Genomic DNA, 24,950 nt, shown 5'->3' on the forward strand with positions numbered 1-24,950 from the left:
TTACTTAGATCTGCTTCTTTTAAGCCATATACTTATTCTAGATATAGTTGCATGCATTCCATTATATTTTATAGAATAAATGGCTAATCTAATTAAACTTGGTATATTAGAAAAACCTAATAGTATTTTTTTTATACCACTAGAGTCGCTCTTTGTAACATCATCTTCTTTTAATGATTTTAATTTGGTTATAGCTTTTGATAATAAACCAACAGTTAGGGAACTATATTTATTTAAATAAGGATGACTAATAATATAAGATGCTGTGTTTATTAAACTTTCTGCATGTTTTCTAGGATTTGACAAAGTATTAGTACTAGTTATTCTTACTTGTGATAATTCTTTATTAATACCACCTATCAGATTCTTACTTGCAATAGAAATCCATACACAAAAATCTTCACCATTTCTAATATTTTCAGGAAATAAATTTTGTCTAAATACAGAAGTTTTAGCCATAACTGTCGGCACTGCTATTGGACAGTAATTAATAATCTGGGGAAAACATTGTCCAGAAAAAGTACCTGAATCCTCAGAAGAAAGATATTTTAGTTGCTCATCTACTTTTTGATAAGAAGTATGAGAAAATGATTTATCATTTTCTGCCATATACCTTAATTGAGTTTCTATTTTATCCGGCATAAATAAATCATCTGAATCAAGAAAAGCAATATATTCTCCGATAGCTTTTTCAATTCCAAAATTACGAGCTGAACTAACGCCTTTATTTTCTCTACGAAAATATTTTATTCTTTCATCTTTTTTACAGGTTTCAATCAATTTTGATACCTCATCAGTTGATCCATCATCTATTACTAGCACTTCAAAATTTCTATGAGTTTGAATAAGCACACTTTCTATAGCCTCTATAGTCCAATTTATCCTATTATATAGAGGAATAATCACGGTAACTTTTGTATTATTTAAATATTTATTTACCATCTCTAAAGCTAATTGTTCTGATTTTTTATAGGGAGTACTGTATTTTAAAAAATTTATAGTATCGAATAGAAACGCTGCTATTGAGCCACTACCCATGGTCAGCATTTCTTGCTCTGTTAATTCTTTTAAAAAACCCGTCCATAACACTTCACATTCTTCTAACTGGTTAGGAACGATACGATTACTTTGATTTGGATGTTGACGACATTTTACAAGAATTTGAGAATCGAAATGAATTGTTGCTATCCGAAAAATCTTAAAAAATAAATCATAATCCTGAGTATGTTTTAGTGACTCATCAAATAACCCAATTTTTTGAAAATATATACTCGGTATTAATAAAGTACAACCATATGCTAATCCACGTAAAAGAGCAAATAATGATATATTTAATTTTTCTTTTGGATATTTCTCATCAGGTTTTATAAAACGTAAAGAACGGGATTTTTCATCAATTAGCTCATAACCACCATAAATTATGGTATCTTTGTTATCTAATTTATTTAATATATTAATTTGATGTTCAATTTTACTAGGATAATATAGATCATCATGACTAAGCCAAGAAAAATACTCACCTTTCATATTTTTTATGCCGACATTTAAAGCCGAAGCACATCCACCATTTTCTTTAGAAAAATAACGTATTTGATCACCATATGATAATGCTATTTCTTCCGTTTTCTCATTATCTTTTGAGCCATCATTAACGACTATAATTTCAATATTTTTATATGTTTGAGCTAAAGCACTATCTATTGCCTCACGCATATAATTTGCCCCATTATATACCGGAATAATAATGGAAACTAAGGGGAAATATGTATTTTGCTTCATTTAACTCTAATTACCTAATTTCAAAAATTTTAAAAATCTATCTCTCATACATTCTAAAGTAAAATCTTGTAAAAAACAATCATGCCCGTTTTTAGCAAATTGTTTATAAGAATCTCTATCGGTTATTGCCTTTTCAAGCTCATATATTATTTTATCAGTAACAAGAGAATTACATAAATATCCTGCATTATTGTTTGCTATATATTTACTTGGGGAGGAATAGTCAGGAGCATGACAAAAAACTGGTCTACCGGCTGCAAAATATGTAACTAATTTTCCTGGAAAACTAGTAGATGATTCTTTATAAAATTCTTCTGAAAACCAATATGGAAGATATAAAAGATCTGAATCTGATAATAAAGTTATAGCTTCCTCTTGCGGACGCCATCCTAAATATTCAAAATTTTCTGATTTTTGTGTAGAAACTTCAGAACGTCCAATAATACGGACTAAAATACGCTTTTCCCCTATTATCCAATTAGCCTCATTTAACGCATTAATAAAACTCATCCATGCATCTTGAGCATATAACTGCCCTGCTATTGCAATTATAAAAACATCTCTATCTTCATGTGAAGTAGTAGCAGGAGATTTAGCTAATTCTTTAGGTAAACTAGCAATTATCGGTATAGTTGGTATATTATATTTAGCTTCATACTCCTTAGACATCCCCCAAGAGGCGGTAGCACAACAAGTACTATATTTGAGTACTTCATCAAATTCTTCTAAGAGTCTTTTGCTGGTATATTTATCAATATAATGACTGCGTAACCGCCATTCAAAATGATCCCATACCTGCGTATATAAAGGAACTGAAAGTTTTTTAGCTAAAGGACGTGCTAGCCTAACTATAGTTTGACCTTGCAATATAATCCATATAGTATCAACTTTATGTTTTTTGGCAAAATTAATAATATTAGGAAGTAAAAAATATTTTACTTTTAAGGCACGAAGTAGCTCAATACCATAAGAAATTAAAGTTTTTATTTTCTTTCCTTTAAATCCTGTAACTGATTCACTAGGTTTGAATAATTTTAAATGAGGAATCTTATCTAATTCTTCTGGTATTTTAAATTCTAAAGACGAATGTGAAACTGTACATATAACAATTTGATTTAGGGGTAGAAATTTTACTAAAGGTTTTAATACCAACCCTGCAGTATAATTATCGCAAGGAGGAATATCGGTTAAAAGTAAAATCTTCATTTATTCAGAACTTCCTTATAAATATCTACTAAGTTCTTTACATGCATATCTTGATTATAATGTAACTCAGCTGCCTTTCTTCCTTTACTACCTCGTTCTAAACGTTCTCCTTGATTATTAATTAAATGCTTTATTGCATTTGATAAAGCATTACTATCACGCATTGGAACAGAAATACCGATATCAGGTGCAAAAGTTACCTCAGGTAATGATGTTTCATCAAAAACTATTATCGGCTTACCACATGCCATTGCTTCTATCGCCATAACGCCAAACGCTTCCGCAACAGAGGGCATCAAGAAAATATCGGAAGCAGCTACAACATCTCGGAGTAAAACATCATCATTAGTCCAACCATGTTCTATTATTTCAAATCTTCCTCTAAATCGTTCTAACAAATTATGTCTACCAACTGTTAATAGACATATAGATTTTGTAGTTTCCAACTTTTCTAACGCATCCATAATATAGCGATAACCCTTAAAAGGAGTATCTTCCGAGCGGAAACAAATCACTATCTTATCATCGCTAATATTAAAACGCTCTCTTGCTTTTTTAGTATGATCAGGAGAGAAAAATTTTAAATCCAAACCGAAAGGTAAATGATGAACCTTAACTTCTTTATCAAATAAAGGTGAAGTATCAACCATATTCTTCATCCATTTTGATGCTACAATTAAATTAAAATTGGATTTTTCATAGATTTTTCGTTTGTTATCAAATAAAGATCTACTATTGTCTACTCTCATTGGAAATAGGGTTTTAAGGTCAGGGCAAACACCGCAATTTTTTTCCCATCCGGTGCAACCCATTGGATAAACGCAACGTCCTGTCATTGCCCAAGGATCGTGCAAAGTCCAAACTGTTGGTTTTAACCTAGTTATTTCAGGTAGGTGATTTATGCTAAAAAACCGAGAATGAATAATATGAAGATGTATAAGATCAGCTTCTTGAAACTCAGGCATCTTTATCATTTGTAAAGCATTACGATATAAAATTGATTGCAACGATAAAATATTTTCTGCTACATACAAAAAGTTATTTATTATATGATCTTTTTTGCTAAAAGATAACACCTCAGGGTTATTGGTATCTCTTTTCCAAATCAGATGTTTGGAATCTATGCTATATTCTTTTAAAAGAGGTGTAATAGCTAGACCATGAAAACGACTCCCTGGTGACTCATAACCATTTACTTGTAATATCTTCATTTTAAACTTGCTGTAAATAATATTTTCTAGTAAGATTTCTGTCTTTATCAGTAAAATCATGCTTTTTCCATAAAGCTCTATGTGGCTTTTTTATAATATCATTAGTTCATCACGTGGAGCTTTAGTATAATAATATAGTATAATAGATTTACGATATTCACCTTCAGGAAAATTTAATGGATCAGGAAGACCATGATAACTTTTATCATGAGTGTCAAAGGTAACTAAACGATTAAAAAGCGGCTCTACTCTTTTTACACATTTATCACCATTTTCATCATATATACCAAATTCTCCACCCCACCCTTTTCGCCAGTTAGGATTTAAATATAAAATAACATTCATACGACGATTAAGACCTGTTGCATCATGATAATTTCCATCAACATGCACATCTAACAAACCACCAGGCATTGTTATATTAAGCCCACCACCAGTAAAATACGGATCAGGAACAAGTTTCGGAATTTCAAAAAGCTCTGCAAGTGCATAAAGCATATCCGATGAATTAAATAAACGTATTGTATCAACAATGCCATCTGGTATATCAAATTCAGATTTCCAAGTTGATCTTTGTTTAATTTCTATGTCTTTATCATTCGCTATATCCCATTGCTTTTCTTTAGGATTCGGAAAATCGTCTAAACAGCTTTTAGCGAGTTCTAAGGATAAGAAATTATCAATTACTAAATGTTTAAAAGGCGATAAAAAATACTCTTTTTCTTTTTCTGCATTTATTATTTTTTTTATGCTTTCTTCTGCAAAATTTTTCATTTGTTGCTGTGAAAATCTTTTAGTATTCATTACTCACCTATTATTTTACTTGAATGTTATGTTATTCTTGCATGGATCATTTGCACTATTGTCACCCCGTGACTTGTTCACGGAGTCCAGTTAAAAATACTAATGATATTAGTATTTTTATTTATTTTCTGGATACCTAAGGTACAAGCAACTAGATGACACCACTCTCACAATACAATTTACTTATGCCATACTGTGCGGTTAATATAATCTACATAACTTAAAACTATACGTAATATCTTCTTAGATACAAGCCCTGCTTCATTATAATCAGGCACTATAGCTTGCGAACGTTTATTGTTATCATGTTCTTCAGTAATAGTCTTTACCGCTTGTAATACCCGCTCAGCCTTAAAACCAGACATAATTAACGTGCCGACATCCATTCCTTCAGGACGTTCGTGAGCCTCTCTGATATTTAAAGCCGGCAGATTAAGTATTGATGCCTCTTCAGTGACAGTACCACTATCGGATAAAATACAAAAAGCATTCATTTGTAATTTTATATAATCAGTAAAACTAAAAGCCGGTAAAAATCTTATTTTATCTCCAAGCTCTTTAAACCTTTCTAAATCTTCAAGCCTTTTTTTAGTTCTCGGATGCGTAGAAAAAATTATCGGGAAATTATACTCTTTAATAAGCATTTGTAGACTATGTAATAATTCTTTTAGATTATTTTTGATATCTACATTTTCTTCGCGATGTGAGCTAATTAAGAAATATTGTTTTGGTGTGAGTGATAATTTATCTAGAATATCTGACTTTAATATTTTAGGCATGAAGCGATCAAGTACTTCTGGCATATGTGAACCTGATTTAAAGGTAAGCTCAGCCAGTAGCCCTTCAGCAATTAAATAACGTCTTGCATGCTCGGTTAATGTAATATTAACGTCGCTAATATGATCAATGATTTTACGGTTTATTTCTTCTGGTACTCTTTGATCAAAACAACGATTTCCTGCTTCCATATGAAAAATTGGAATCTTACGACGTTTAGCAGCAATTGCAGAAAGACAAGAATTAGTATCACCGTAAAATAGCACAGCATCAGGTTTTTCTTTTTCAAGAACTTCATCTACTTTTTCAATAACAAGTCCGATAGATTTTGCTGTATTATCTGCTGCAACCTCTAAAAAATAATCTGGTTTTCTGATTCCCATATCATCAAAAAAAACCTGATTTAATTCATATGCATAATTTTGACCGGTATGAACTAGAATATGTTTGGTATGTTTATCAAACTCAGAGATCACACAACACAGCTTAATAAGCTCAGGACGAGTACCGACAATAGTCATTACCTTAAGCATTTTTTAGCTCCTCTTGAATATAATCAAGATTTAGTAACAACTCTTTGACTTCTTCTAGATTTAAACGTTTTGTATTATGTGAGGTATAATCCTCTAAAAGTGCTACTTTCTTTTCACCCTCAACAAAGTACTTTGCATAATTAAGATCACGTCCATCCATAGGAATACGATAATAATTTCCTAAATCTTCGGCTTTCGCCATTTCTTCCGATGATACTAAAGATTCATAATGTTTTTCACCATGACGTGTGCCGATAAAACGTATTTTATTTTTACTGTTAAATATTACTTGTAACCCTTTTGCGAGTATTTCAATAGTACTAGCTGGAGATTTTTGTACAAAAATATCCCCTTGGCGACCATGCTCAAACGCATATAAAACTAAATCTACAGAATCAACTAACGACATTAAAAAACGCGTCATTGAAGGCTCTGTAATAGTTAAATCCTTATTTTGCTTAATTTGATTGATAAATAAAGGAATTACCGACCCTCTTGATGCCATAACATTACCATATCTAGTAACACAAAACACTGTTTTATCTTTCACATTCATACGTGTTTTTGCTACTGTTATCTTTTCCATTAACGCTTTAGATAAACCCATTGCATTAATTGGATATACGGCTTTATCAGTGCTAAGTACTATAACTTTTGCAACTTTATTGTTAGTAGCGGCTCTTAAAACATTTTCAGCACCTAAAATATTCGTATTTATTGCTTCCATCGGATAAAATTCACAAGTTGGAACTTGCTTTAAAGCAGCAGCATGAAATACGTAATCTACACCTCTCATTGCGTCATCAATGCTATTGTAATTACGTACATCCCCGATATAGAATTTGAGTTTTGGGTTATTTAAAGCAATACGCATATCTTCTTGCTTTTTTTCATCCCTACTAAAAATTCTAATTTCTTTAATATCGTTAATAATATCGCTTTTTAGAAAACGAGAAAGCACCGCATTACCAAATGAACCGGTACCTCCAGTAATCAACAAAGTTTTATCCACAAACATTATCTATAAATACCTATTTTATTAATTTATTTTGGTGTCATTGGGAGGAGAGGCAAAGCCTACTGTATCATCCCCATGGCTTCTATTTCATTCTTAGCAACGGCGGGAATTCAGAAAAAAAATATAAATACAACAAATTTTTAAAATTAAAAGCTCGACTTATCTCGCTTTTTCTGGTTCCCGTAGACAAGCCACGGGATGACACAAATCACCCAAAATCACACATACGCTTCACAAGCTCCCTCCACTCAGGAGGATTATAACCTGTTATCTCATTAAAACGCATAGCGTCTAGTGAGCGATCTATTACTAACTCATCTGACGGAATAATATCGATTTTTTTATTATATATTTCCGCTATTAGCTTTAGCAATTCTAGTTTATTAATCGGTTTTGATGCAACATGATAAAGACCATGCAGTTCTTTATTAGGTAGCACAAAATCCTTTATTATTCTTGCAAGCTCTACAGTCGGAAAACCTGAATATATAGCTTTTTCAAAACCTTTTACTGACCTTTCTGAACTCAAAAACCAGTTAGTCAAGCTTCTATTTCCTGAAAATTCGTGACCTATAATTGAAGTACGAAGCGTAATAGCATGTGGATAATCTACCTCACCAAGAAATTTAGAACGACCATATAAATCATAACAATCCGGAAAATCACTTTCTTTATAATTGCCTTTTTTTCCTGAAAATACACAATCAGTGCTAATATGAATAAAACGTGCATTAATAAGTTCACATAACCTTGCAAGCCTATGCGGCAGTAAGCTATTAATCGGTAATGCTTTTAAAGGATCATTTGCATCAGCAAGCTGTTTTACCAGCCCTATACAATTTATTACTACCTTAGGCTTTACTTTATTTAATACTTCAACTAACGAATCGTTATTCTCAACATCTACATTTGGAATTATTTTATCTGCTAACTCTTTAGAAAAATAAGAACGAGCTGAGTTGCTCCGACTTGTCGTATAAACATCAAGATTTTTGTCAGTACTCAAAAACCTAAACATGCTATTACCAAGCATGCCGGTTGCACCTAAAATCAATATTTTCATAATTAAATTTACTTTAATTTCCGCATCGTTTCTAACATAAATAGTATATCGTTGCAATAGGTTTTGTGAATTGTCATCCCGTGGCTTGCTAACTAGATCCAGAAAAATAATAAAAATACAAAAAGCTCGATTTCTCTCGCTTTATGCTTAATTCTCGCTTCCGCGGGACATTAAACACTCAATCTCTTAACTATCTCTTCTCTATCAATTAAGGGCAACACCTTAGCAATTTCGGGTCCGGATTCTTTACCTGTTAGAGCAAGACGTAGCGGTAAAAATAATTCTTTACCTTTTTTACCTGTACTATCCGCTATTTTCTTTGTCCAAATGCTCCAAACTTCGTTTGTTATTTCCCCTACCGGTAATAACTCTGATGCTTGTTTTAAATATTCTTTATCTAAATTCAAATCTTTTATGTTTGGAGTTTTATGACAAATCTCCCACCAATCTTTTGCATCAAATAATTTTTTTAAGTTAGGTCTTACTGACAGCCAAAAATTTTCATCAATATATTCAGCTTCTATTTCCTTAAGGCGATCTTTTACCTCATTAAAATCTAGACTTATTAGTAATTTGTGATTTAATCTTTCTAGATCTTCTGGCTGGTAAATAGTTGGGCTTTTAGAAAAGCTACCTATTTCAAAATGTTTTACTAACTCATCCATCTTTTTATGAGGGATAATTTGTGCTGATGATCCAAGCAAACTAAAGAAGCTAGCAATTGCCATCGCTTCTAATCCCACTTCTTCTCTTAAGGTTGCAATCTCAAACCCTCCTACTCTTTTTGAAATTTTTTCATCCTTATTAATGATTAAGCTTAGATGCCCAAAAGTTGGTGGATATTTATCTAAAGCTTCAAACATCTGAATTTGAATCGCAGTATTACTAACATGATCTTCACCTCTAATAATATGAGTGATCTCATAATCAACATCGTCAATAACCGAGCATAACATATAAGTCATGCTTCCATCTGCCCTTATCACTATCGGGTCACTTAAAGCCTTACCCTCATACTTAACTTCGCCTTTGATCATATCATGCCAAGTGATCGGCTCATGATTTACTAAAAATCTATAATGCGGCTTTCGTCCTTGTTCTATATATTTTTGTATCTGATCTTCTGTTAGATTTAGGGCTGATCGATCATAAATAGGAGGCAACCCTTTAGAAAGCTGAAATTTACGCTTTAGCTCAAGCTCTTCTGGCGTTTCATAACATGCATATAATCTTTTTTTATCCAATAATAGTTTTTTGATCTCGTCATATCTACTTAAACGACTTAATTGATTAAATGTTTGATCCCAATTAAGGTTTAAAAACTTCAAATCTGCTCTAATAGCGTCTTTATATTCTTGTTTGCTACGCTCTAGATCCGTATCGTCAAATCTTAAAATAAACTGTCCATCATGCTTCTTCGCATATAGCCAATTAAGTAGTGCTGCTCTTATATTACCGACATGTAACATACCTGTCGGTGATGGAGCAAATCGTGTTATAACTTTTGTCATTTTTGCTTATTTTTTTGTCTTTTTAACTTTTATCTTTTTATCGACAAGATTAGTTACCTCATCCATATTTAGAGGATTTGGTTGTTTAGCAGCAATTGCATTTGGTTTTTCTTCAATTAACTTCATTGCATCATCTAAACTTAAATTTAAGAAATCATATTTTTTAGGTATCGAAATAAATTTACCCATATATTTTATGTATGGACCAAACTTACCATACCCGACTAAAACTTCTTCACCGCTATCTTTATGCATACCTATTTTAAGCGGTAAACTCAAAAGCTTTAATGCCATATCAAGAGTGATATCATTCTGATTTAAACCAGCAGGCAAAGGTGAACGTTTTGGCTTTATTTTGCTATCAACTTGCTCACCATATTGGATATAAGGTCCATAAGGTCCTTTTTTCAAATATATCTCTATTCCCTCTTTATCCTTGCCTAAAACTTTGTTTTCATTAACAATATCTTTAGCCTCCCCATCAGCTTCATTATTATCATTACCACTAACAATAGATTTTCTAAAATTACATTCAGGGTAATTACTGCACGCTAAAAATGCCCCAAATTTACCAAGCTTTAAGCTTAGCTCACCAGTTTTGCATGAGGGACAAACTTTAGAGTCTTTATTTTCTCCAAATATATGATAATCAAGAGCTTGCTGTACATAGCTAATAATTTCTGTAATGTTTTGCTTACTTACAGATTCTATATTATGGTTAAAGCCATTCCAAAAATTGCCTAAAGCAGATTTCCATTCAAGCTTGCCAGCAGCTATTTCATCTAGCTCATTTTCAAGCCCTGCTGTAAAATCATATTCAACGTATTTTTTGAAAAAACCAACTAAAAATACTGTCACCAAACGCCCTAGCTCTTCAGGCATAAAACGCTTTTTCTCTAACGTCACATATTTACGATCTTGTAAAACTGATAAAATAGTAGCATAAGTTGATGGACGACCAATTCCAAGCTCTTCAAGCTTTTTCACTAAGCTAGCTTCTGAATATCGTGGCGGTGGTTCGGTGAAATGTTGATTTGGAACAATCTCTTTAGTTTTCAAATGCTCTTGTTCTTTTAAAGGCGGCAGCATCTTATTTTCTTCTTCAGCCTCATCGTCTATACTTTCGCGATAGACTTTATAAAATCCATCAAAAGCTATAGTTGATCCATTTGCTCTTGCCAAATATTCCTTATTTTCTGAAGCTAAGGTTGCATTTACTAAATCCATTATGACATTTTCCATTTGGCAGGCTATAGTCCTTTTCCAAATTAATTCATAAAGCTTATAATAATCTTTCTCTAGCTTTTCCTTTAAATCATTAGGGGTATAGTTAATATTTGTCGGTCTTATAGCTTCGTGAGCTTCTTGAGCGTTTTTTACTTTCGATTTATAAATACGAGGACTGCTTGGTAAATATTTATCGCCATAATCCTTATTTATTAATTTACGTATTTCATCTACCGCATCGTTTGATAAGGTAACGCCATCAGTTCTCATATAAGTAATAAGCCCGATAGTTTCCTTACCGATATCTACACCCTCATACAGCTTTTGAGCTATTTGCATGGTTTTTTTAGCACTAAAACCTAATTTTCGTGCGGCTTCTTGTTGCAGAGATGAAGTAATGAAAGGCGGTTGTGGTTGACGTTTTTGCTGTTTCTTTTCTATCTTATCGACATGAAAATTTTGAGATTTAAGCTTTTCGGTTAAATTTTTTGCTTCTTTATCATTAGTAATCGAAAACTTTTCTAGCTTTTGGTCGTTTATATGAGTTAATTTAGCGGTAAATAGCTCATTATTACTATTTAGCATTTTAAGGCTAATATCCCAATATTCTTCCGATTTAAATCGCTCTATCTCATCTTCACGTTCACATATTAAACGAAGTGCTACAGACTGTACACGCCCTGCTGACTTACAACCAGGAAGCTTACGCCATAAGAGAGGTGAAAGTGTAAAACCGACTAAATAGTCTAAAGCTCTTCGTGCTTGCTGAGCATTTACTAAATTATTATCAAGTTTCCTCGGATTTTCTATAGCATGAGTAATTGCTTTTTTGGTAATTTCATTAAATGCTACTCGCTTAAAAAAATCATCGGATTTGACTTTATTTTTTTCTTTAATTACTTCTGCAATATGCCATGAGATGGATTCACCCTCACGATCTGGATCGGTTGCAAGATATACTGACTCAGCTTTTTTTGCATCTTTAATTATTGCATCCACATATTTACCTGCTTTCTCTGAAATATCATATTTCATTGAAAAATTTTCATCAGGTATTACAGAACCTTTTTTAGATGGAAGATCTCTAATATGACCAAATGAGGCAATAACTTTAAATTCATCACCTAAATATTTATTTATTGTTTTTGCCTTTGCTGGCGATTCTACTATTACTAATTTCATCAATTATTATTATTTATTATATACTTATCTAATTTGTATAATTTTATTATAAAAACAACTATTTTTACTTATCAGCAGTATAAATTAACGATATTTTATTGCTTGGGTGTCGCATTGCTTTACCAGCAAGCTCTAATTCTAATATTATTGTATATATAATATGCAGCGGTAATTCCGTCATTTTTTGCAAATAATCAAAATCTATAGGTACCGTAGATAATAATTCTATAACAGCAGCACGCTCTTTTTCTGATGGTTCTTTTATCTGCATTGTATTTAGTGGTTTAAAATTAGCATCTAACTCAGCAAAATCTTTAAATAAGCTTTCATCTTTCTTGATAAATTCTTCATATTGCGGCAAATTAGCTACAATATCATTAACCGATTCTACTAAATATGCACCTTGTCTAATAAGTTTATTTATACCTTGACATCTTGGATCTAAAGGAAAACCTGGCACGGCAAAAATTTCTCTGTTTTGCTCAAGAGCAAATCTTGCAGTAATTAAAGAGCCAGATTTTAGGCTCGCTTCTATTACTACTGTAGCAAGAGCAAGACCAGATATTATTCTATTACGTTGCGGGAAATGCTTACCAAGGGGCGTAGATCCTACTGGTAATTCAGCTATTATCAACCCCTCTTCTGCCAAATTTTCAAATAATTTTTTGTTTTCTGGTGGATATATATGATCAATACCACCAGCAATAACTCCAATAGTTTTAGAAGTTGCTGCTTGATGTACACTGCTATCTATTCCTCTTGCTAAGCCTGAAACAGTTACATACCCCTGTTCTGTTAACTCGGCAGCAATTTTATGAGCAAAGCTTCTCCCATTTGCTGAGGCGTTTCTAGCTCCAACTATCGCAATACATTTATGATGATTTAGTAAATCTATATTACCTTTATAGCTTAATACTGGCGGGGGATCATAAATTTCAAATAATAATCGTGAGTATTCTAGAGATTTATATGTGATAAGTTTAGCATTATTTTTTTTAAGCAGTTCTAATTCTTTCTCAGCATCACTTTTACTAAAAATCTTAATCGGCTTTGATTTTCCACCCCTTAGTAAAAAATCCCCAATATTTTCTATGCTAGTTGCTGCATCACCAAATAACTTTATTAAGCTATAGAAAGTGTTAGGTCCTACATTTTCACTCCTAATAAGCCGTAAAATATTAATTGTTTCAAGATCATAAGATATTTTAGAAGTAGGAGCAGAAAATAGTTCTTTTAGCATTAGGTAAAGTTTATTTGGTATTGTGGATTATTGTTATCCCGTGGTTATGTCATCCCCGCCTATGGACGTTGTTACATGGCATTGGTGTCATTCCCGCAAAAGCGGGAATCCAGTAATAAAAGGTATAATACAGTAAAATCTTAAGAATAAAAGCTCGATTTATCTCGCTTTATGCTGGATCCCCGCCTACGCGGGGATGACACACCTATACTATAGTTTCTCTGCATGTGAGCTTAAGTAATGTGCTATACCCTCATGCGATGGAGTAATAGCTTCCTCACCTTTATGCCAACCTGCTGGGCAAACTTCACCATGTTTTTGATTATGAGCTAATGCATCAATTACTTTCAGTGTATAATTAATATCACGACCGATTGGCAAATCATTAACTAACATATGACGCACTACAAAATCTTCATCTATTAAAAAAGTACCACGTAATGAAATACCACCATCATTAAGCACGTTATACATTGAAGAAATTTCTTTTTTAAGATCAGAAACCATTGGGAATTGAACCTGTCCAAGTCCACCTTTGCTATGAGGAGTATTTTTCCAAGCTAAATGGCTAAAATGCGAATCAACACTAACTGACACTACTTTAGTATTTCTTTCAGTAAACTCACCAAGTTTATTATGAAATGCTATAATTTCCGATGGACATACAAAAGTAAAATCCAAAGGATAGAAGAACAATATAATTTTATGTCCTTTAGCATAACGACTAAGAGTAAATTCACTTTCTACATTATTATTAGGCATAATTGCTGTAGCTGTAAAATCTGGAGCAGGTTTGCCAACAAATACTTTCATATTTTCACAAACATTCTCATTTTTTAGCATATTCTCACCTTTTTAGTTAACAACCTGATTATGATATATAAAACTAATTATTATTACAACAATAAATCTTCACAAATTTTATTTACTTTCTTTCTTTTCTGAAGAAGTTTTTAATTGGTTAAATATACCTAGAGTTTGAGTAATAAAACTACTTGGCTCTGAAAGATTTGCAGGTAAAATTATTGTATTAGTATCTTTAGCTAAATTACCGAATGCATTAATATACTGCTCGGCTATTTTTAGAGATACCGCCTCACTACCACCAGTTTTCTGCATTGCTGATGCTATAGTCTCAATACTTTTAGCTGTAGCTGTTGCAACTAAACCAATCGCCTCCGATTCACCTTTTGCTCTATTAACTTGATCAGTATAGGAAGCTTCCGAATTTAGAACTATTTGTGCTTTTTCCCCTTCTGCATGGTTAATCTTTGCTTGTCTATTACCCTCAGACTCTAGAATTTGTGCACGTTTTTGACGTTCCGCTGCTACTTGCAACTCCATAGCTTTCAGAATAGATTGCGGTGGCTGGATATCTTTAATCTCATAACGCATACATTGTATGCCCCAATTTATCGCTGCTTGGTTAATGGCTGCAACAATAGCAACGTTTAAAGTTTCACGTTCTTCAAAAGTTCTATCTAAAGGTAATTTACCAATTTCCGAACGCATAGTAGTTTGTGCAAGCTGAGTTATAGCGTAATAAGGATTATTAACACCGTAAGAAGCTGCCATCGGATCAATGATTTTTACATATAAAACCCCATCAATAGATAATGTTACGTTATCGTTTGAAATAGCAGTTTGTGCAGTAACATCTATCGCTTCTTCTTTCAACGTATGTTTATATGCTACTCTTTGAATTACTGGAATTAATAGATTCAATCCAGGTTGCAATACCTTATCAAACTTCCCTAATTTCTCTACTACCCAAGCTTGTTGCTGAGGCACAACTTTAACCATTTGTATTATAACCAAAATAGCTATGATACTAAAAATTAATAATGCATATTCCATATTAACACCTTTTTTATTTTCGTTTTTATCTTATATTGAAATTTTGGAAATTACTAGAGATATTATTGTGGACCAGTGTCATACCGCGGCTTGACCGCGGTATCTCAGGATACAGTCTGTGATATAAGATCCCGCTACAAGCACGCGGAATGACACAGTCTAATACGACCTATCCAAAATAAACCTAATAATAGAAAATAAATACTCTTTATAAACATTTTGAACGGGGATTTTGTTAAGCAAGCTAATAGCTTCATTTTCTAAGCTATTCAGATGATTTATAATATCCTTACTAATTTTATGCTTTACCATCAAATCACATACTTGCACAAATTCTTCCTTAGTACGATTATCTGACTTTATCATATTTTTAAGATGGGCTTTATCCTCTTTCTCTAATTTGTCATATAAGAAGATTAGCGGTAATGTAACTTTCCCTTCTAAAAAATCGTCACCGATGTTCTTTCCTACCTGCTTATCATTACCAAGATAATCAAGCAGGTCATCTATAACCTGAAATATAGTGCCAAGCAATCTTCCAAACTCTTCCATATCTTTAGAAATATCATCACTCTGATTTGCTATGATAGCTCCAACAGAGCAAGAAGCACCAAATAATTCAGCAGTTTTAGACTTAACTATTTGCTGATATTCTTCTATATTTATAAGACGACGCTCGTTTAGCTTAACTAGCTGTACTACCTCACCTTCTGAAATTATCGCTGAAGCTTTTGCTAAAACATTCATGGCTTTAATAGAGCCAGAAGCTACCATTAATTTAAATGATTGACTAAAAAGAAAATCACCGACTAAAATACTTGTTTTACTTCCCCAAATAACGTTAGCAGTTGGCTTAAATCTTCGGAGCGTACTGTCATCTACTACATCATCATGAAGTAATGTTGCTGTATGAATAAATTCCACGGCACTAGCAAGCTTTATATGACTATCACCATTATAATCAAACATTTTAGCAGTTATGATAGTTAATAGCGGACGAATTCGTTTGCCACCTGCTTCCAGTAAATATTTACCGACTTTCTCTATTAACTCTTCATCACTTTTTAAACAGCTAATAATCAAGTTATTTAACTGTGTTACTTCATCTTTTAAATCTTGCTGTATTTTTACTATAATATCCATTATTTTGTAATCTCTTGCCACATAGTTTCATTAATATCTTGAAACCCTGGTAGCATACATTTTTCTGGTATTTTTTTATGTTCTTTAAAATCCAGTATTAGCTCCATGATTTTTTCTTTTAAATTATCACCTGCTTTAACTTCTTTTACTGCTGCTTGGTATAAAGACAAATAATATAAAGGTAGAATTTTATTTATATCATCTATAGTGCCTATTTTAGTTTTATTTAAATCTGATAAATCAAAATTATATTCAAAACTAACATCAATTAAGTTAGAAGAATTTGGGTGATCGGAAATAGTTTTAAAAAAAGATATAAAAGCATTTTTATAGATTTCTTTACTTTCTTCCGAAAGATTTTTATATATATAAGAGCTTAGCACTTCCATTATTTTAGGATAATTATTGGTTATAATATCACCCTTACTATAAGAATCTTTAAATATACTTACTAATGTTTCGTTTGTTATATTAAACCCTGTTCTATTTGAATACAAACTTAGAGCATTTATTTGAGCTCTAGTTAAATTATTCAGCTCAGTAAATAAACTAGCATTTAATTTAAAATTATATTCTCGGTTTTCCAAAATACTAAAATCAAACTGCTGATTATTATCTAAAATATAGCTTAGTTTAGAGTTTAAATTTTTATATGACTCATTATCTGAAATTGTCAGCAGATAGTTTTGCCTGTCATAATATTTTCTTATAAAACTTAAGAAATTTGTTATAGAGTCTTGCTTTAGCTTAATTTTTGAATCTATCAAAAGACTAACATTATTATTACCTAAACCATCTAACTTACCTTTATATAGTACATTAATGTTATTTTCAAAACTATTACTATTTATTTGTGCATTAGTAATTTTAATTGTTAGGTCTTTAGCAAAGTCCTTAAAATTTGAGTTACCCGCAGTAACTAAAAAATTAGCTGAAAATTTAAAGTTATTATGCCATGCTAGTCTATATAATAACAACCCTGCCGGAATTATTCTATCTTCAAGATCACTCTGTATTATTTCTGTATCATAATTAATTTCTAATTTTTGTGGTATATTATCAAGAAAATCTTGTTTACTTGTATAATACTTACTCTTATCAAATGCTAAAGTAAATAGAGTATGATCCTCTTCATATAGCTTTTTATTATCTACTAAATCAAAAATTTCTGCTTTATTTAAAGTAAATTTAACATCTTCTATAAAATTTACTATTTCAAAAAAATCTTTTTTCTCTTCTATTATTTTAAATAACCTAAAACTTAAAGGCATTTTTGCGGATAATATACAATTATCGTTATAAAACTTTACTCCAAAACCTCTCTGGGTTGGTTTAAATCTGCCAACTGCCTCTCCTGAAAAATCTATAAATATTTGCTGCTTTAATAAATCATAACCAATATTTATAGGTGAGTTAAATTCGATTTTTCTATTAATGCTTTCTTCTTGCCAATTAATAATTGAAACACCAAATTTAAAAGGAAAACCATAAGGCTTAGCTTTAGAAAATTTAACAAAATATTGCTTAGAATCATCGATATTAAGATAGGTATCAGAATATTTTTGATTTATAGAATTTGATAAGGAAAATAGGATTGCAAACCACAATACGCTATAAGTTAATACAGCAAGAATAGATACAAAAAATATTATTTTTAAAGTTTTTTTCATATGATTATTAATTGTCATCCCGCGAGCTTGTAGCGGGATCCAGTTAAAAATACGCTAGTATTTTTTATTGTTTTTCTGGATCTAGTTCCCAAGCCAACGTTGTTGCATGGCTCAAAAAACAAGTACAATGTCATCCCCGCGAAAGCGGGGATCCAGCATAAAGCGAGACAAAGCGAGCTTTTAGCTTTAGAAACTTGTTGTGTTTATGCTTTTTTTCTGGATTCCCGCCTACGCGGGAATGACATATAAGGCATTTTCCGAGCCATGCAACAACGCCTCCCAAGCCACGGGATGATCAAAGCCCCCTCATAGAATGGCATTATTAATATTTTATTTACACAACTCAGTATATTCTTTATTCAACTTTACAACATCCCAAATCCATAAGCTAATCATAACTATAAAAATTACTAATAGATATATTATTATAGAGTCAAAAGTAGCCGTTGGAATGATTATAAATATTAAAGACTGAATAAATGCACCGAGTGATTTACCAAACTTTGTACCTATTACCTCCACGGCAGCTTTACCCTTAGTTCTAAGTTCAAGCGATAACGGGATATATGCCATTTCTTTTGTTGAATCAAAGAGTGAGTATTTAGATGATTTACTCAGGATATTTTGAATTGCTCCAACAATTATTGCGGCATATAAAAGGTTAAAATTACCAAAACATGAACCTATTTCTTCGATAAAGATTATGAAAATAAAAAACATTAAACCGGTTATAGATAGCATAATAGGTGTCAATAATGCAGAGACAAACCAACCTAGTCTTCTAAGGATATTGCTGCCTATTATCATGAAAGTAACGCATGATATACCCATCAAAATATTAAACCTACCCATAAAATGAACATAATCTATAGTATTTGGATATAGTTCTTTTACTTTTGCTTTCCAAGGTCCTTCTACGATATTAATCAATAAGCCATAACAGATTATTAATAAGACAATACGACCTATATATTTCGAGTTAATTACTAGCTTAATACTTTCCAAAACCGAAAGTTTAGTTTTTGTTTTAGCTTTAACTTTCTTTGAATCTAAAACATTTTTAGAATCAGTCAAAACAAATTTATTTATTACTCTAAATAGCAGCATAGAAATAACACCCGCTGCTACAATTATTGACATAATAGGTTGTAACATCTCTGTTGTTTGAGAGGTTAAATTAACCGATGCATCGAAAGAATTTGGTAATAATTCAGGATCGATTATTTTATTACCTGAGAAAAACACGAGTACGCTACCTGCAAGTATTAGTCCCATATTACCAACCATTCCAAGGACAGGATAAAATCTTTTTGCTTTATTAGTATCAAAAATATGGTTAGCAAACTGCCAAAACATTAAGTTTATAACTACAGCACTCCATAACTCTGCAAAGATATACATTAGTCCGTAGCTCCATTTACTGGCTATTTTAATAAACCATTTGAAGTTAGGATAAGATGCTATCAAGCTATTTATTATTTCATCATTAGGATGATAAGCTTCTTGATTTGGATAAATTATATAAGCAAAAAATAAGAAAAATAATAAAAAGCTACCAACTATAATGTAAAAAACATATTCGAAATTGAATTTATTACTGAGCTTAACGTAAAGTATTGTAAAGATCACGCATGAGGGTAATACTAACCATAATTTTAAAAAGCTAATAATCTCTGCTCCCATAGAGGGTACTACTAAGCTATCCTTTATAGAACGCAACGCTCCGAAATTGAAAAGAATACATAGCATCATTAACGCCATAGGTATGAAAAGCTTTAATTCCTTTCTTTCTATTGGCCAAATTATTTCCTTAACTTTTTCAAAAAAGGTTTTGGGCGGCAACATTTATATTGTAACCTTACATAAAAATTAAATTAAATTCTGTGAATCTTTTTAAATATTCATAGAATCTAAACTTTTAAATCTCTTACTCATTAAAGTCAATTAAAATCTTCATTGCCCCAAGGACTAAACTCTCTATATCGCCAATAATATTTTTCAATTTCTTGATACTTTTCTAAAATATCTTTCGTCCATTTTATTTCCTCATTATTCCATGGTTTCTTTTTACCCGCATAATGCATAATGAAATATGAAAAATAAGTATCTCTATCTATAAAGTAGGTGTAAAAATTCCATCTCATAGATAATGGATATACATAATTATGAAAAGCAATATTCAATAAATCTTGATCAGGGTAAGCAAAACTACATTTTGAATTATGCATCGCATCTAAAACCATATTCTTTGCTTGCTTTTCACGCATATTTTGTAGATTTAAAAATACTATACCGCTATTTTTATAAAAATTATTTATTTTCCTGTTACATTCTTCTTCTACTTTTAAAGTACAATAAGTAAGAGCTGTATCCATACCACCAGCAACTATATAGTTTGACATATCTAACTTTTTGAAAGAATTTAAATCACGCAACACAATAATGTCCGCATCGAGATATAATATAGAGTCTAAATTTGAAAAAACTTGATCAAAATATAACCTATACATTACTAAAGGAGGCCACATCTCCGAAAATTCTATTTTTTTATTAGCTAAATTTAAGTCTAATACATTTTCAGGAAAAGGAACGAAATCTATAGAATAGTCCCTTATATGTTTCATGGAAGCTAATTTTTCCATTGATTCTTCCGTAAGTGAATCGTTTGGATTCATCACAATATGAAATTTATAAAAACTATCTAGATCACTATTTATTAAACTTGAAGCAATAACTGTTGCAGCATGGCGAGCAAACTTATCATTAATAATCAATGCTATATCTAATACATTATCTTGTTTAATGCCAGTTAACTTAATTACATTTTGTATTTCCTCTATGGCAAGCTTATAATCAAGTTTTATATCCTGCTCATTAAGTGAGGGTCTACCAAGTAGGTGAATCATGCTAAGCCTATACAAACATCTTGCTGTAAGCTCAGATATATTAAGAGAAATTAGACTTTTTAGAGCAGGAATTTCATCTTTTGTATAACCGCTAAAATATTTTATTAAGTCAGAATCATTTTTTATATTCAAATGTTCTTTTACTTCTTTTTCATAACCTGAAATTATTAATTTTGCTAAATTAATCGCAGCATTTTTAGTATATAAAGTATCAAGACCATAACTACCATTCTTAATTGCTTTATATTTCTCTACTAAAGTAGCATCCTCACCCGAATATAGCTGCAGCAAACAATCATAACCTTTTGCGACTTCTAAACGTACCTTTTCGTCTTCTATTTTAAAAGTACAAATTTTTTCTAATTTTACCTTATCTTTAACGCTTAGCGGCTTATCTTCTAGCTTCTCAAGTGCTGAATTAAAGCTGAATAGATCTTCACGCATAATACTATAAAACTTTTGATAGCTATAGGTAGAAATATCCCTAATACAATAATTTTCTGAATGCATTTTATAATTACTCGTAAAAAACCCTATAATAACTATAAACATTATTAAAATTAGAAGAAGTAACAGAGGAATTTTAATGGTAGCAAAAATATTTTTTTTAGACCTTTTTTTAAACATTTAAATTTATAACTAATTAGTTTAAAAGAATTTATCAACTAATAATAAAACTCGCAATAATTATATTAGATTATTTAGCTATTTTCATTTATTATTTATAATGGCACCGTCAAGTTAAGGGAGGTATAAATTAAGTATTGAGCAATTACAGGGAATGATTTATAGAATAGCAGTAACAATTTATCCTAGATTTTACCGCTATGCATATTACTCAAGCCCCGAATAGACATCGTTTTCCAGCAAGCATTATTAGCCATACAGTATGGTTATATCATCGCTTTAATAATAGTTACCGAGATATTCAAGAGCAGATGGCTTATCGAGGTATTATATTAAGTCATGAGACTGTAAGGTTTTGGTGTTATAAGTTTGTAGTTTATTTTCAAGATGTTATTAGTAAGAGAGAGCGAAAGCCAACTGATAAATGGCATTTGGATGAGATGAATATCAAGATCAAAGGTGAAGTATTCATATTATGGAGAGCTGTTGACTCTGAGGGACATGAATTAGAAGTATTACTGCAGAAGCGTCGTAACAAGAAATCAGCTATTCGCTTTTTATCAAGATTATTGGGTAATTATCCATGTCCAAGGGTTATTGTGACTGATAAGCTAAAAAGCTACATTAAACCAGTTAGGTATATGTGTCCTAGGACTAAGCATCGTACCGATAAAAGACTAAATAATCGGATTGAGAATGCCCATCAGCCAACTAGGAGAAAAGAGAAGATACTGATTAAATTTAAGCATCCTAATTCAGCACAATGTACATTATCACTGATGGGAAAAGTCAGAAATATATTTGCTGTAAATGTTGGAAGATATACTAAAACAGCATCTGAGCAAAGAATTGCATTTGCGTCCGCTAAATCCATTTGGGATGAAGCTACTCAAAGACTTCTTGCTGTCTGAAATCTAAAAATATAGTACTTTGTGACACTAATTTACTTAACTTGACGGTGTCGTTATTTATAACAATTAAAAACAATATGTCACGCAGTTTATCTATTATTTGGTTATTTGGACTTATTAGCGGCTTTAATATAATGATTACCGGTAATACATTAAATTATTGGCTTGCTAAAGAGAATATAGCTTTGCAAACAATAGGCTTATTATCACTTATAACTTTGCCCTACTCTATCAATTTTTTATTTGCTCCAATATTCGATAGTTTAAGGATTAAATATTTAGACAAAATTTTTGGTCATAGATTATCTTGGATTTGCTTAACTTCCATAGCACTAGTATTTTTTGTATATATTTTAAGTTTTTTAAATCCTTTTGATAATTTATTATTATTTGCCTCTATCTCATTGATTATTTCATTTTTTAGCTCTATGCAAGACACTATATTAAGTGCTTTTAGGACAGAAATAGTTAATAAGGAATCTCTTGGTTTTGCTTCAGGAATATATATATTCGGTTATCGATTCGGTATGCTAATTGCAAATTCGGGAGCTATATATTTATCTATATATTTAACTTTCAACGAAATATATAAAATTTTTGCAATTTTAATATTTGTTTATCTTATTTTACTTATAGTTGGCGTAAAATATTTTAATTCTTTTAATGTTATTGAAGAAAAAACATATAGTTCTCATACTTCTTCAAGTCATCTCCACCTTTCTTTATACCATTCTAACACCTCTTTATGCCATTCCCGCACCTCTTTATGTCATTCCCGCGGAGGCGGGAATCCAGTAAATAATATAAACTTTATAAAACGTTATTATAATCACTTGGGGAAATCTTTATCTTCTTATATCTTAAAAATTTTTCTGGATTCCCGCCTCCGCGGGAATGACATAGGGAAATCAGAAAATGACCTGAGCCTCTTATCTTTCATTGTTCTCATATTAATCTTCCTAATATTATATAGACTACCCGACAATTTTATTAATGTCATGATCAATCCGTTTTTACTTCATTTAAATTATGATGCTTTTGAAATAGCAAGTGTCGGGAAGTTTTGGGGAGTTATGGGGGCTATTGTTGGTGGATTAATTGGCGGTTTTATTATGAAGAAAAAGAATATATTAGATAGTATACTACTATTTGGTATTATTCATGCTTTAGCTCATATATTATTTATTATTCTTAAAATATACGGAAAAAATTCCACACTATTATTTATTACAATAGGAGCAGAAAGTATTACGGGTGGTATGACGATGACAGCTTACATTGCTTTTATCTCCTCATTATGTCAAGGTAAGTTTCGTGCTACGCAATATTCATTCTTTTCATCAATGATGGGTATTTCTAGATCAATTTTTCCAATAATTTCAGGTTATATAGTAGTAAATTTTGGCTGGCAAAATTTCTTTTTATTTACTACTATTATAACTATCCCATCTTTATTAGTATTATTAAAAATAAAAAATAAATTACAACAATGAATGGCACCGTCAAGTTAAGTAAATTAGTGTCACAAAGTACTATATTTTTAGATTTCAGACAGCAAGAAGTCTTTGAGTAGCTTCATCCCAAATGGATTTAGCGGACGCAAATGCAATTCTTTGCTCAGATGCTGTTTTAGTATATCTTCCAACATTTACAGCAAATATATTTCTGACTTTTCCCATCAGTGATAATGTACATTGTGCTGAATTAGGATGCTTAAATTTAATCAGTATCTTCTCTTTTCTCCTAGTTGGCTGATGGGCATTCTCAATCCGATTATTTAGTCTTTTATCGGTACGATGCTTAGTCCTAGGACACATATACCTAACTGGTTTAATGTAGCTTTTTAGCTTATCAGTCACAATAACCCTTGGACATGGATAATTACCCAATAATCTTGATAAAAAGCGAATAGCTGATTTCTTGTTACGACGCTTCTGCAGTAATACTTCTAATTCATGTCCCTCAGAGTCAACAGCTCTCCATAATATGAATACTTCACCTTTGATCTTGATATTCATCTCATCCAAATGCCATTTATCAGTTGGCTTTCGCTCTCTCTTACTAATAACATCTTGAAAATAAACTACAAACTTATAACACCAAAACCTTACAGTCTCATGACTTAATATAATACCTCGATAAGCCATCTGCTCTTGAACATCTCGGTAACTATTATTAAAGCGATGATATAACCATACTGTATGGCTAATAATGCTTGCTGGAAAACGATGTCTATTCGGGGCTTGAGTAATATGCATAGCGGTAAAATCTAGGATAAATTGTTA

19 protein-coding genes are annotated in these 24,950 nt (G+C 31.5%); 2 read left to right on the plus strand and 17 right to left on the minus strand.

Annotated features, from left to right (window positions below; all coding sequences use genetic code 11):
• The 16 genes from BA173_RS00655 to BA173_RS00730 form a co-directional block, all read right to left on the minus strand.
• Window positions 1-1,779 (minus strand): glycosyltransferase family 2 protein, encoded by a 1,779-nt coding sequence (locus tag BA173_RS00655; RefSeq protein ID WP_068041207.1) that lies wholly within the window; start codon window positions 1,777-1,779, stop codon window positions 1-3.
• A 6-nt stretch (window positions 1,780-1,785) separates the two neighbouring features.
• Window positions 1,786-2,985: a glycosyltransferase gene (locus BA173_RS00660; RefSeq protein ID WP_068041205.1), complete on the minus strand. Its 1,200-nt coding sequence runs from the start codon at window positions 2,983-2,985 to the stop codon at window positions 1,786-1,788.
• Window positions 2,982-4,196 (minus strand): glycosyltransferase family 4 protein, encoded by a 1,215-nt coding sequence (locus BA173_RS00665; protein WP_068041212.1) that lies wholly within the window; start codon window positions 4,194-4,196, stop codon window positions 2,982-2,984. The genes BA173_RS00660 and BA173_RS00665 overlap by 4 nt, the downstream gene beginning before the upstream one ends.
• 90 nt (window positions 4,197-4,286) lie before the next feature.
• Window positions 4,287-5,000, minus strand: coding sequence for a 2OG-Fe(II) oxygenase (locus tag BA173_RS00670; RefSeq protein ID WP_068041202.1), 714 nt, complete (start codon window positions 4,998-5,000; stop codon window positions 4,287-4,289).
• A gap of 179 nt (window positions 5,001-5,179) precedes the next feature.
• On the minus strand, window positions 5,180-6,310 hold the full coding sequence (gene wecB, locus BA173_RS00675; protein WP_016947740.1) for a non-hydrolyzing UDP-N-acetylglucosamine 2-epimerase: 1,131 nt from the start codon (window positions 6,308-6,310) through the stop codon (window positions 5,180-5,182).
• Window positions 6,303-7,328 carry a polysaccharide biosynthesis protein gene (locus BA173_RS00680; RefSeq protein WP_068041200.1) on the minus strand — a complete coding sequence of 342 codons (1,026 nt, stop codon included), beginning with the start codon at window positions 7,326-7,328 and terminating at the stop codon, window positions 6,303-6,305. Before BA173_RS00680 ends, wecB begins: the two co-directional genes overlap by 8 nt.
• Before the next feature lie 208 nt (window positions 7,329-7,536).
• Window positions 7,537-8,391 carry a dTDP-4-dehydrorhamnose reductase family protein gene (locus BA173_RS00685; RefSeq protein WP_016948374.1) on the minus strand — a complete coding sequence of 285 codons (855 nt, stop codon included), beginning with the start codon at window positions 8,389-8,391 and terminating at the stop codon, window positions 7,537-7,539.
• A 170-nt stretch (window positions 8,392-8,561) separates the two neighbouring features.
• Window positions 8,562-9,902 carry a glutamate--tRNA ligase gene (gene gltX / locus BA173_RS00690; RefSeq protein WP_016948375.1) on the minus strand — a complete coding sequence of 447 codons (1,341 nt, stop codon included), beginning with the start codon at window positions 9,900-9,902 and terminating at the stop codon, window positions 8,562-8,564.
• A 6-nt stretch (window positions 9,903-9,908) separates the two neighbouring features.
• Window positions 9,909-12,311: a type I DNA topoisomerase gene (gene topA, locus BA173_RS00695; RefSeq protein ID WP_016948376.1), complete on the minus strand. Its 2,403-nt coding sequence runs from the start codon at window positions 12,309-12,311 to the stop codon at window positions 9,909-9,911.
• Between the two features lie 64 nt (window positions 12,312-12,375).
• Window positions 12,376-13,551 (minus strand): DNA-processing protein DprA, encoded by a 1,176-nt coding sequence (gene dprA, locus BA173_RS00700; RefSeq protein WP_016948377.1) that lies wholly within the window; start codon window positions 13,549-13,551, stop codon window positions 12,376-12,378.
• Window positions 13,552-13,761: 210 nt separating this feature from the next.
• The gene (locus BA173_RS00705) at window positions 13,762-14,364 is read right to left on the minus strand and encodes a peroxiredoxin (protein WP_068041209.1); all 603 of its coding nucleotides are present in this window, start codon (window positions 14,362-14,364) and stop codon (window positions 13,762-13,764) included.
• 108 nt (window positions 14,365-14,472) lie between these two features.
• Entirely contained in the window at window positions 14,473-15,408 is a 936-nt protein-coding gene (locus BA173_RS00710; protein ID WP_016948379.1) for an SPFH domain-containing protein, read from the minus strand.
• Window positions 15,409-15,567: 159 nt separating this feature from the next.
• Window positions 15,568-16,551: a polyprenyl synthetase family protein gene (locus tag BA173_RS00715; RefSeq protein WP_016948380.1), complete on the minus strand. Its 984-nt coding sequence runs from the start codon at window positions 16,549-16,551 to the stop codon at window positions 15,568-15,570.
• On the minus strand, window positions 16,551-18,221 hold the full coding sequence (locus BA173_RS00720) for a hypothetical protein (protein WP_068041196.1): 1,671 nt from the start codon (window positions 18,219-18,221) through the stop codon (window positions 16,551-16,553). Before BA173_RS00720 ends, BA173_RS00715 begins: the two co-directional genes overlap by 1 nt.
• Window positions 18,222-18,551: 330 nt before the next feature.
• Window positions 18,552-20,066 (minus strand): nucleotide exchange transporter Tlc3, encoded by a 1,515-nt coding sequence (gene tlc3 / locus BA173_RS00725; RefSeq protein WP_016948382.1) that lies wholly within the window; start codon window positions 20,064-20,066, stop codon window positions 18,552-18,554.
• A gap of 95 nt (window positions 20,067-20,161) precedes the next feature.
• Window positions 20,162-21,637 (minus strand): glycosyltransferase family 8 protein, encoded by a 1,476-nt coding sequence (locus BA173_RS00730; RefSeq protein ID WP_232505953.1) that lies wholly within the window; start codon window positions 21,635-21,637, stop codon window positions 20,162-20,164.
• 317 nt (window positions 21,638-21,954) lie between these two features.
• On the opposite strand from BA173_RS00730, the gene BA173_RS00735 reads away from it, so the two are divergent.
• Together BA173_RS00735 and BA173_RS00740 are read left to right on the plus strand one after the other, a co-directional pair.
• Entirely contained in the window at window positions 21,955-22,665 is a 711-nt protein-coding gene (locus tag BA173_RS00735; RefSeq protein ID WP_095568245.1) for an IS6 family transposase, read from the plus strand.
• Between the two features lie 77 nt (window positions 22,666-22,742).
• Window positions 22,743-24,158, plus strand: coding sequence for an AmpG family muropeptide MFS transporter (locus BA173_RS00740; RefSeq protein WP_016948664.1), 1,416 nt, complete (start codon window positions 22,743-22,745; stop codon window positions 24,156-24,158).
• Window positions 24,159-24,212: 54 nt separating this feature from the next.
• Here the strand turns inward: BA173_RS00740 and BA173_RS00745 are convergent, their stop codons facing one another.
• Window positions 24,213-24,923, minus strand: coding sequence for an IS6 family transposase (locus tag BA173_RS00745; RefSeq protein ID WP_095568243.1), 711 nt, complete (start codon window positions 24,921-24,923; stop codon window positions 24,213-24,215).
• Window positions 24,924-24,950 lie beyond the last annotated feature (27 nt).

It is taken from the genome of Rickettsia sp. MEAM1 (Bemisia tabaci) (assembly GCF_002285905.1).
Taxonomy (GTDB): Bacteria; Pseudomonadota; Alphaproteobacteria; order Rickettsiales; family Rickettsiaceae; genus Rickettsia.

Excerpts from the sequence above, each read along its gene's own strand:
- BA173_RS00655 (WP_068041207.1), bottom strand. The coding sequence starts at position 1,779 with ATGAAGCAAAATACATATTTCCCCTTAGTTTCCATTATTATTCCGGTA.
- BA173_RS00660 (WP_068041205.1), bottom strand. The coding sequence starts at position 2,985 with ATGAAGATTTTACTTTTAACCGATATTCCTCCTTGCGATAATTATACT.
- BA173_RS00665 (WP_068041212.1), bottom strand. The coding sequence starts at position 4,196 with ATGAAGATATTACAAGTAAATGGTTATGAGTCACCAGGGAGTCGTTTT.
- BA173_RS00670 (WP_068041202.1), bottom strand. The coding sequence starts at position 5,000 with ATGAATACTAAAAGATTTTCACAGCAACAAATGAAAAATTTTGCAGAA.
- wecB (WP_016947740.1), bottom strand. The coding sequence starts at position 6,310 with ATGCTTAAGGTAATGACTATTGTCGGTACTCGTCCTGAGCTTATTAAG.
- BA173_RS00680 (WP_068041200.1), bottom strand. The coding sequence starts at position 7,328 with ATGTTTGTGGATAAAACTTTGTTGATTACTGGAGGTACCGGTTCATTT.
- BA173_RS00685 (WP_016948374.1), bottom strand. The coding sequence starts at position 8,391 with ATGAAAATATTGATTTTAGGTGCAACCGGCATGCTTGGTAATAGCATG.
- gltX (WP_016948375.1), bottom strand. The coding sequence starts at position 9,902 with ATGACAAAAGTTATAACACGATTTGCTCCATCACCGACAGGTATGTTA.
- topA (WP_016948376.1), bottom strand. The coding sequence starts at position 12,311 with ATGAAATTAGTAATAGTAGAATCGCCAGCAAAGGCAAAAACAATAAAT.
- dprA (WP_016948377.1), bottom strand. The coding sequence starts at position 13,551 with ATGCTAAAAGAACTATTTTCTGCTCCTACTTCTAAAATATCTTATGAT.
- BA173_RS00705 (WP_068041209.1), bottom strand. The coding sequence starts at position 14,364 with ATGAAAGTATTTGTTGGCAAACCTGCTCCAGATTTTACAGCTACAGCA.
- BA173_RS00710 (WP_016948379.1), bottom strand. The coding sequence starts at position 15,408 with ATGGAATATGCATTATTAATTTTTAGTATCATAGCTATTTTGGTTATA.
- BA173_RS00715 (WP_016948380.1), bottom strand. The coding sequence starts at position 16,551 with ATGGATATTATAGTAAAAATACAGCAAGATTTAAAAGATGAAGTAACA.
- BA173_RS00720 (WP_068041196.1), bottom strand. The coding sequence starts at position 18,221 with ATGAAAAAAACTTTAAAAATAATATTTTTTGTATCTATTCTTGCTGTA.
- tlc3 (WP_016948382.1), bottom strand. The coding sequence starts at position 20,066 with ATGTTGCCGCCCAAAACCTTTTTTGAAAAAGTTAAGGAAATAATTTGG.
- BA173_RS00730 (WP_232505953.1), bottom strand. The coding sequence starts at position 21,637 with ATGCATTCAGAAAATTATTGTATTAGGGATATTTCTACCTATAGCTAT.
- BA173_RS00735 (WP_095568245.1), top strand. The coding sequence starts at position 21,955 with ATGCATATTACTCAAGCCCCGAATAGACATCGTTTTCCAGCAAGCATT.
- BA173_RS00740 (WP_016948664.1), top strand. The coding sequence starts at position 22,743 with ATGTCACGCAGTTTATCTATTATTTGGTTATTTGGACTTATTAGCGGC.
- BA173_RS00745 (WP_095568243.1), bottom strand. The coding sequence starts at position 24,923 with ATGCATATTACTCAAGCCCCGAATAGACATCGTTTTCCAGCAAGCATT.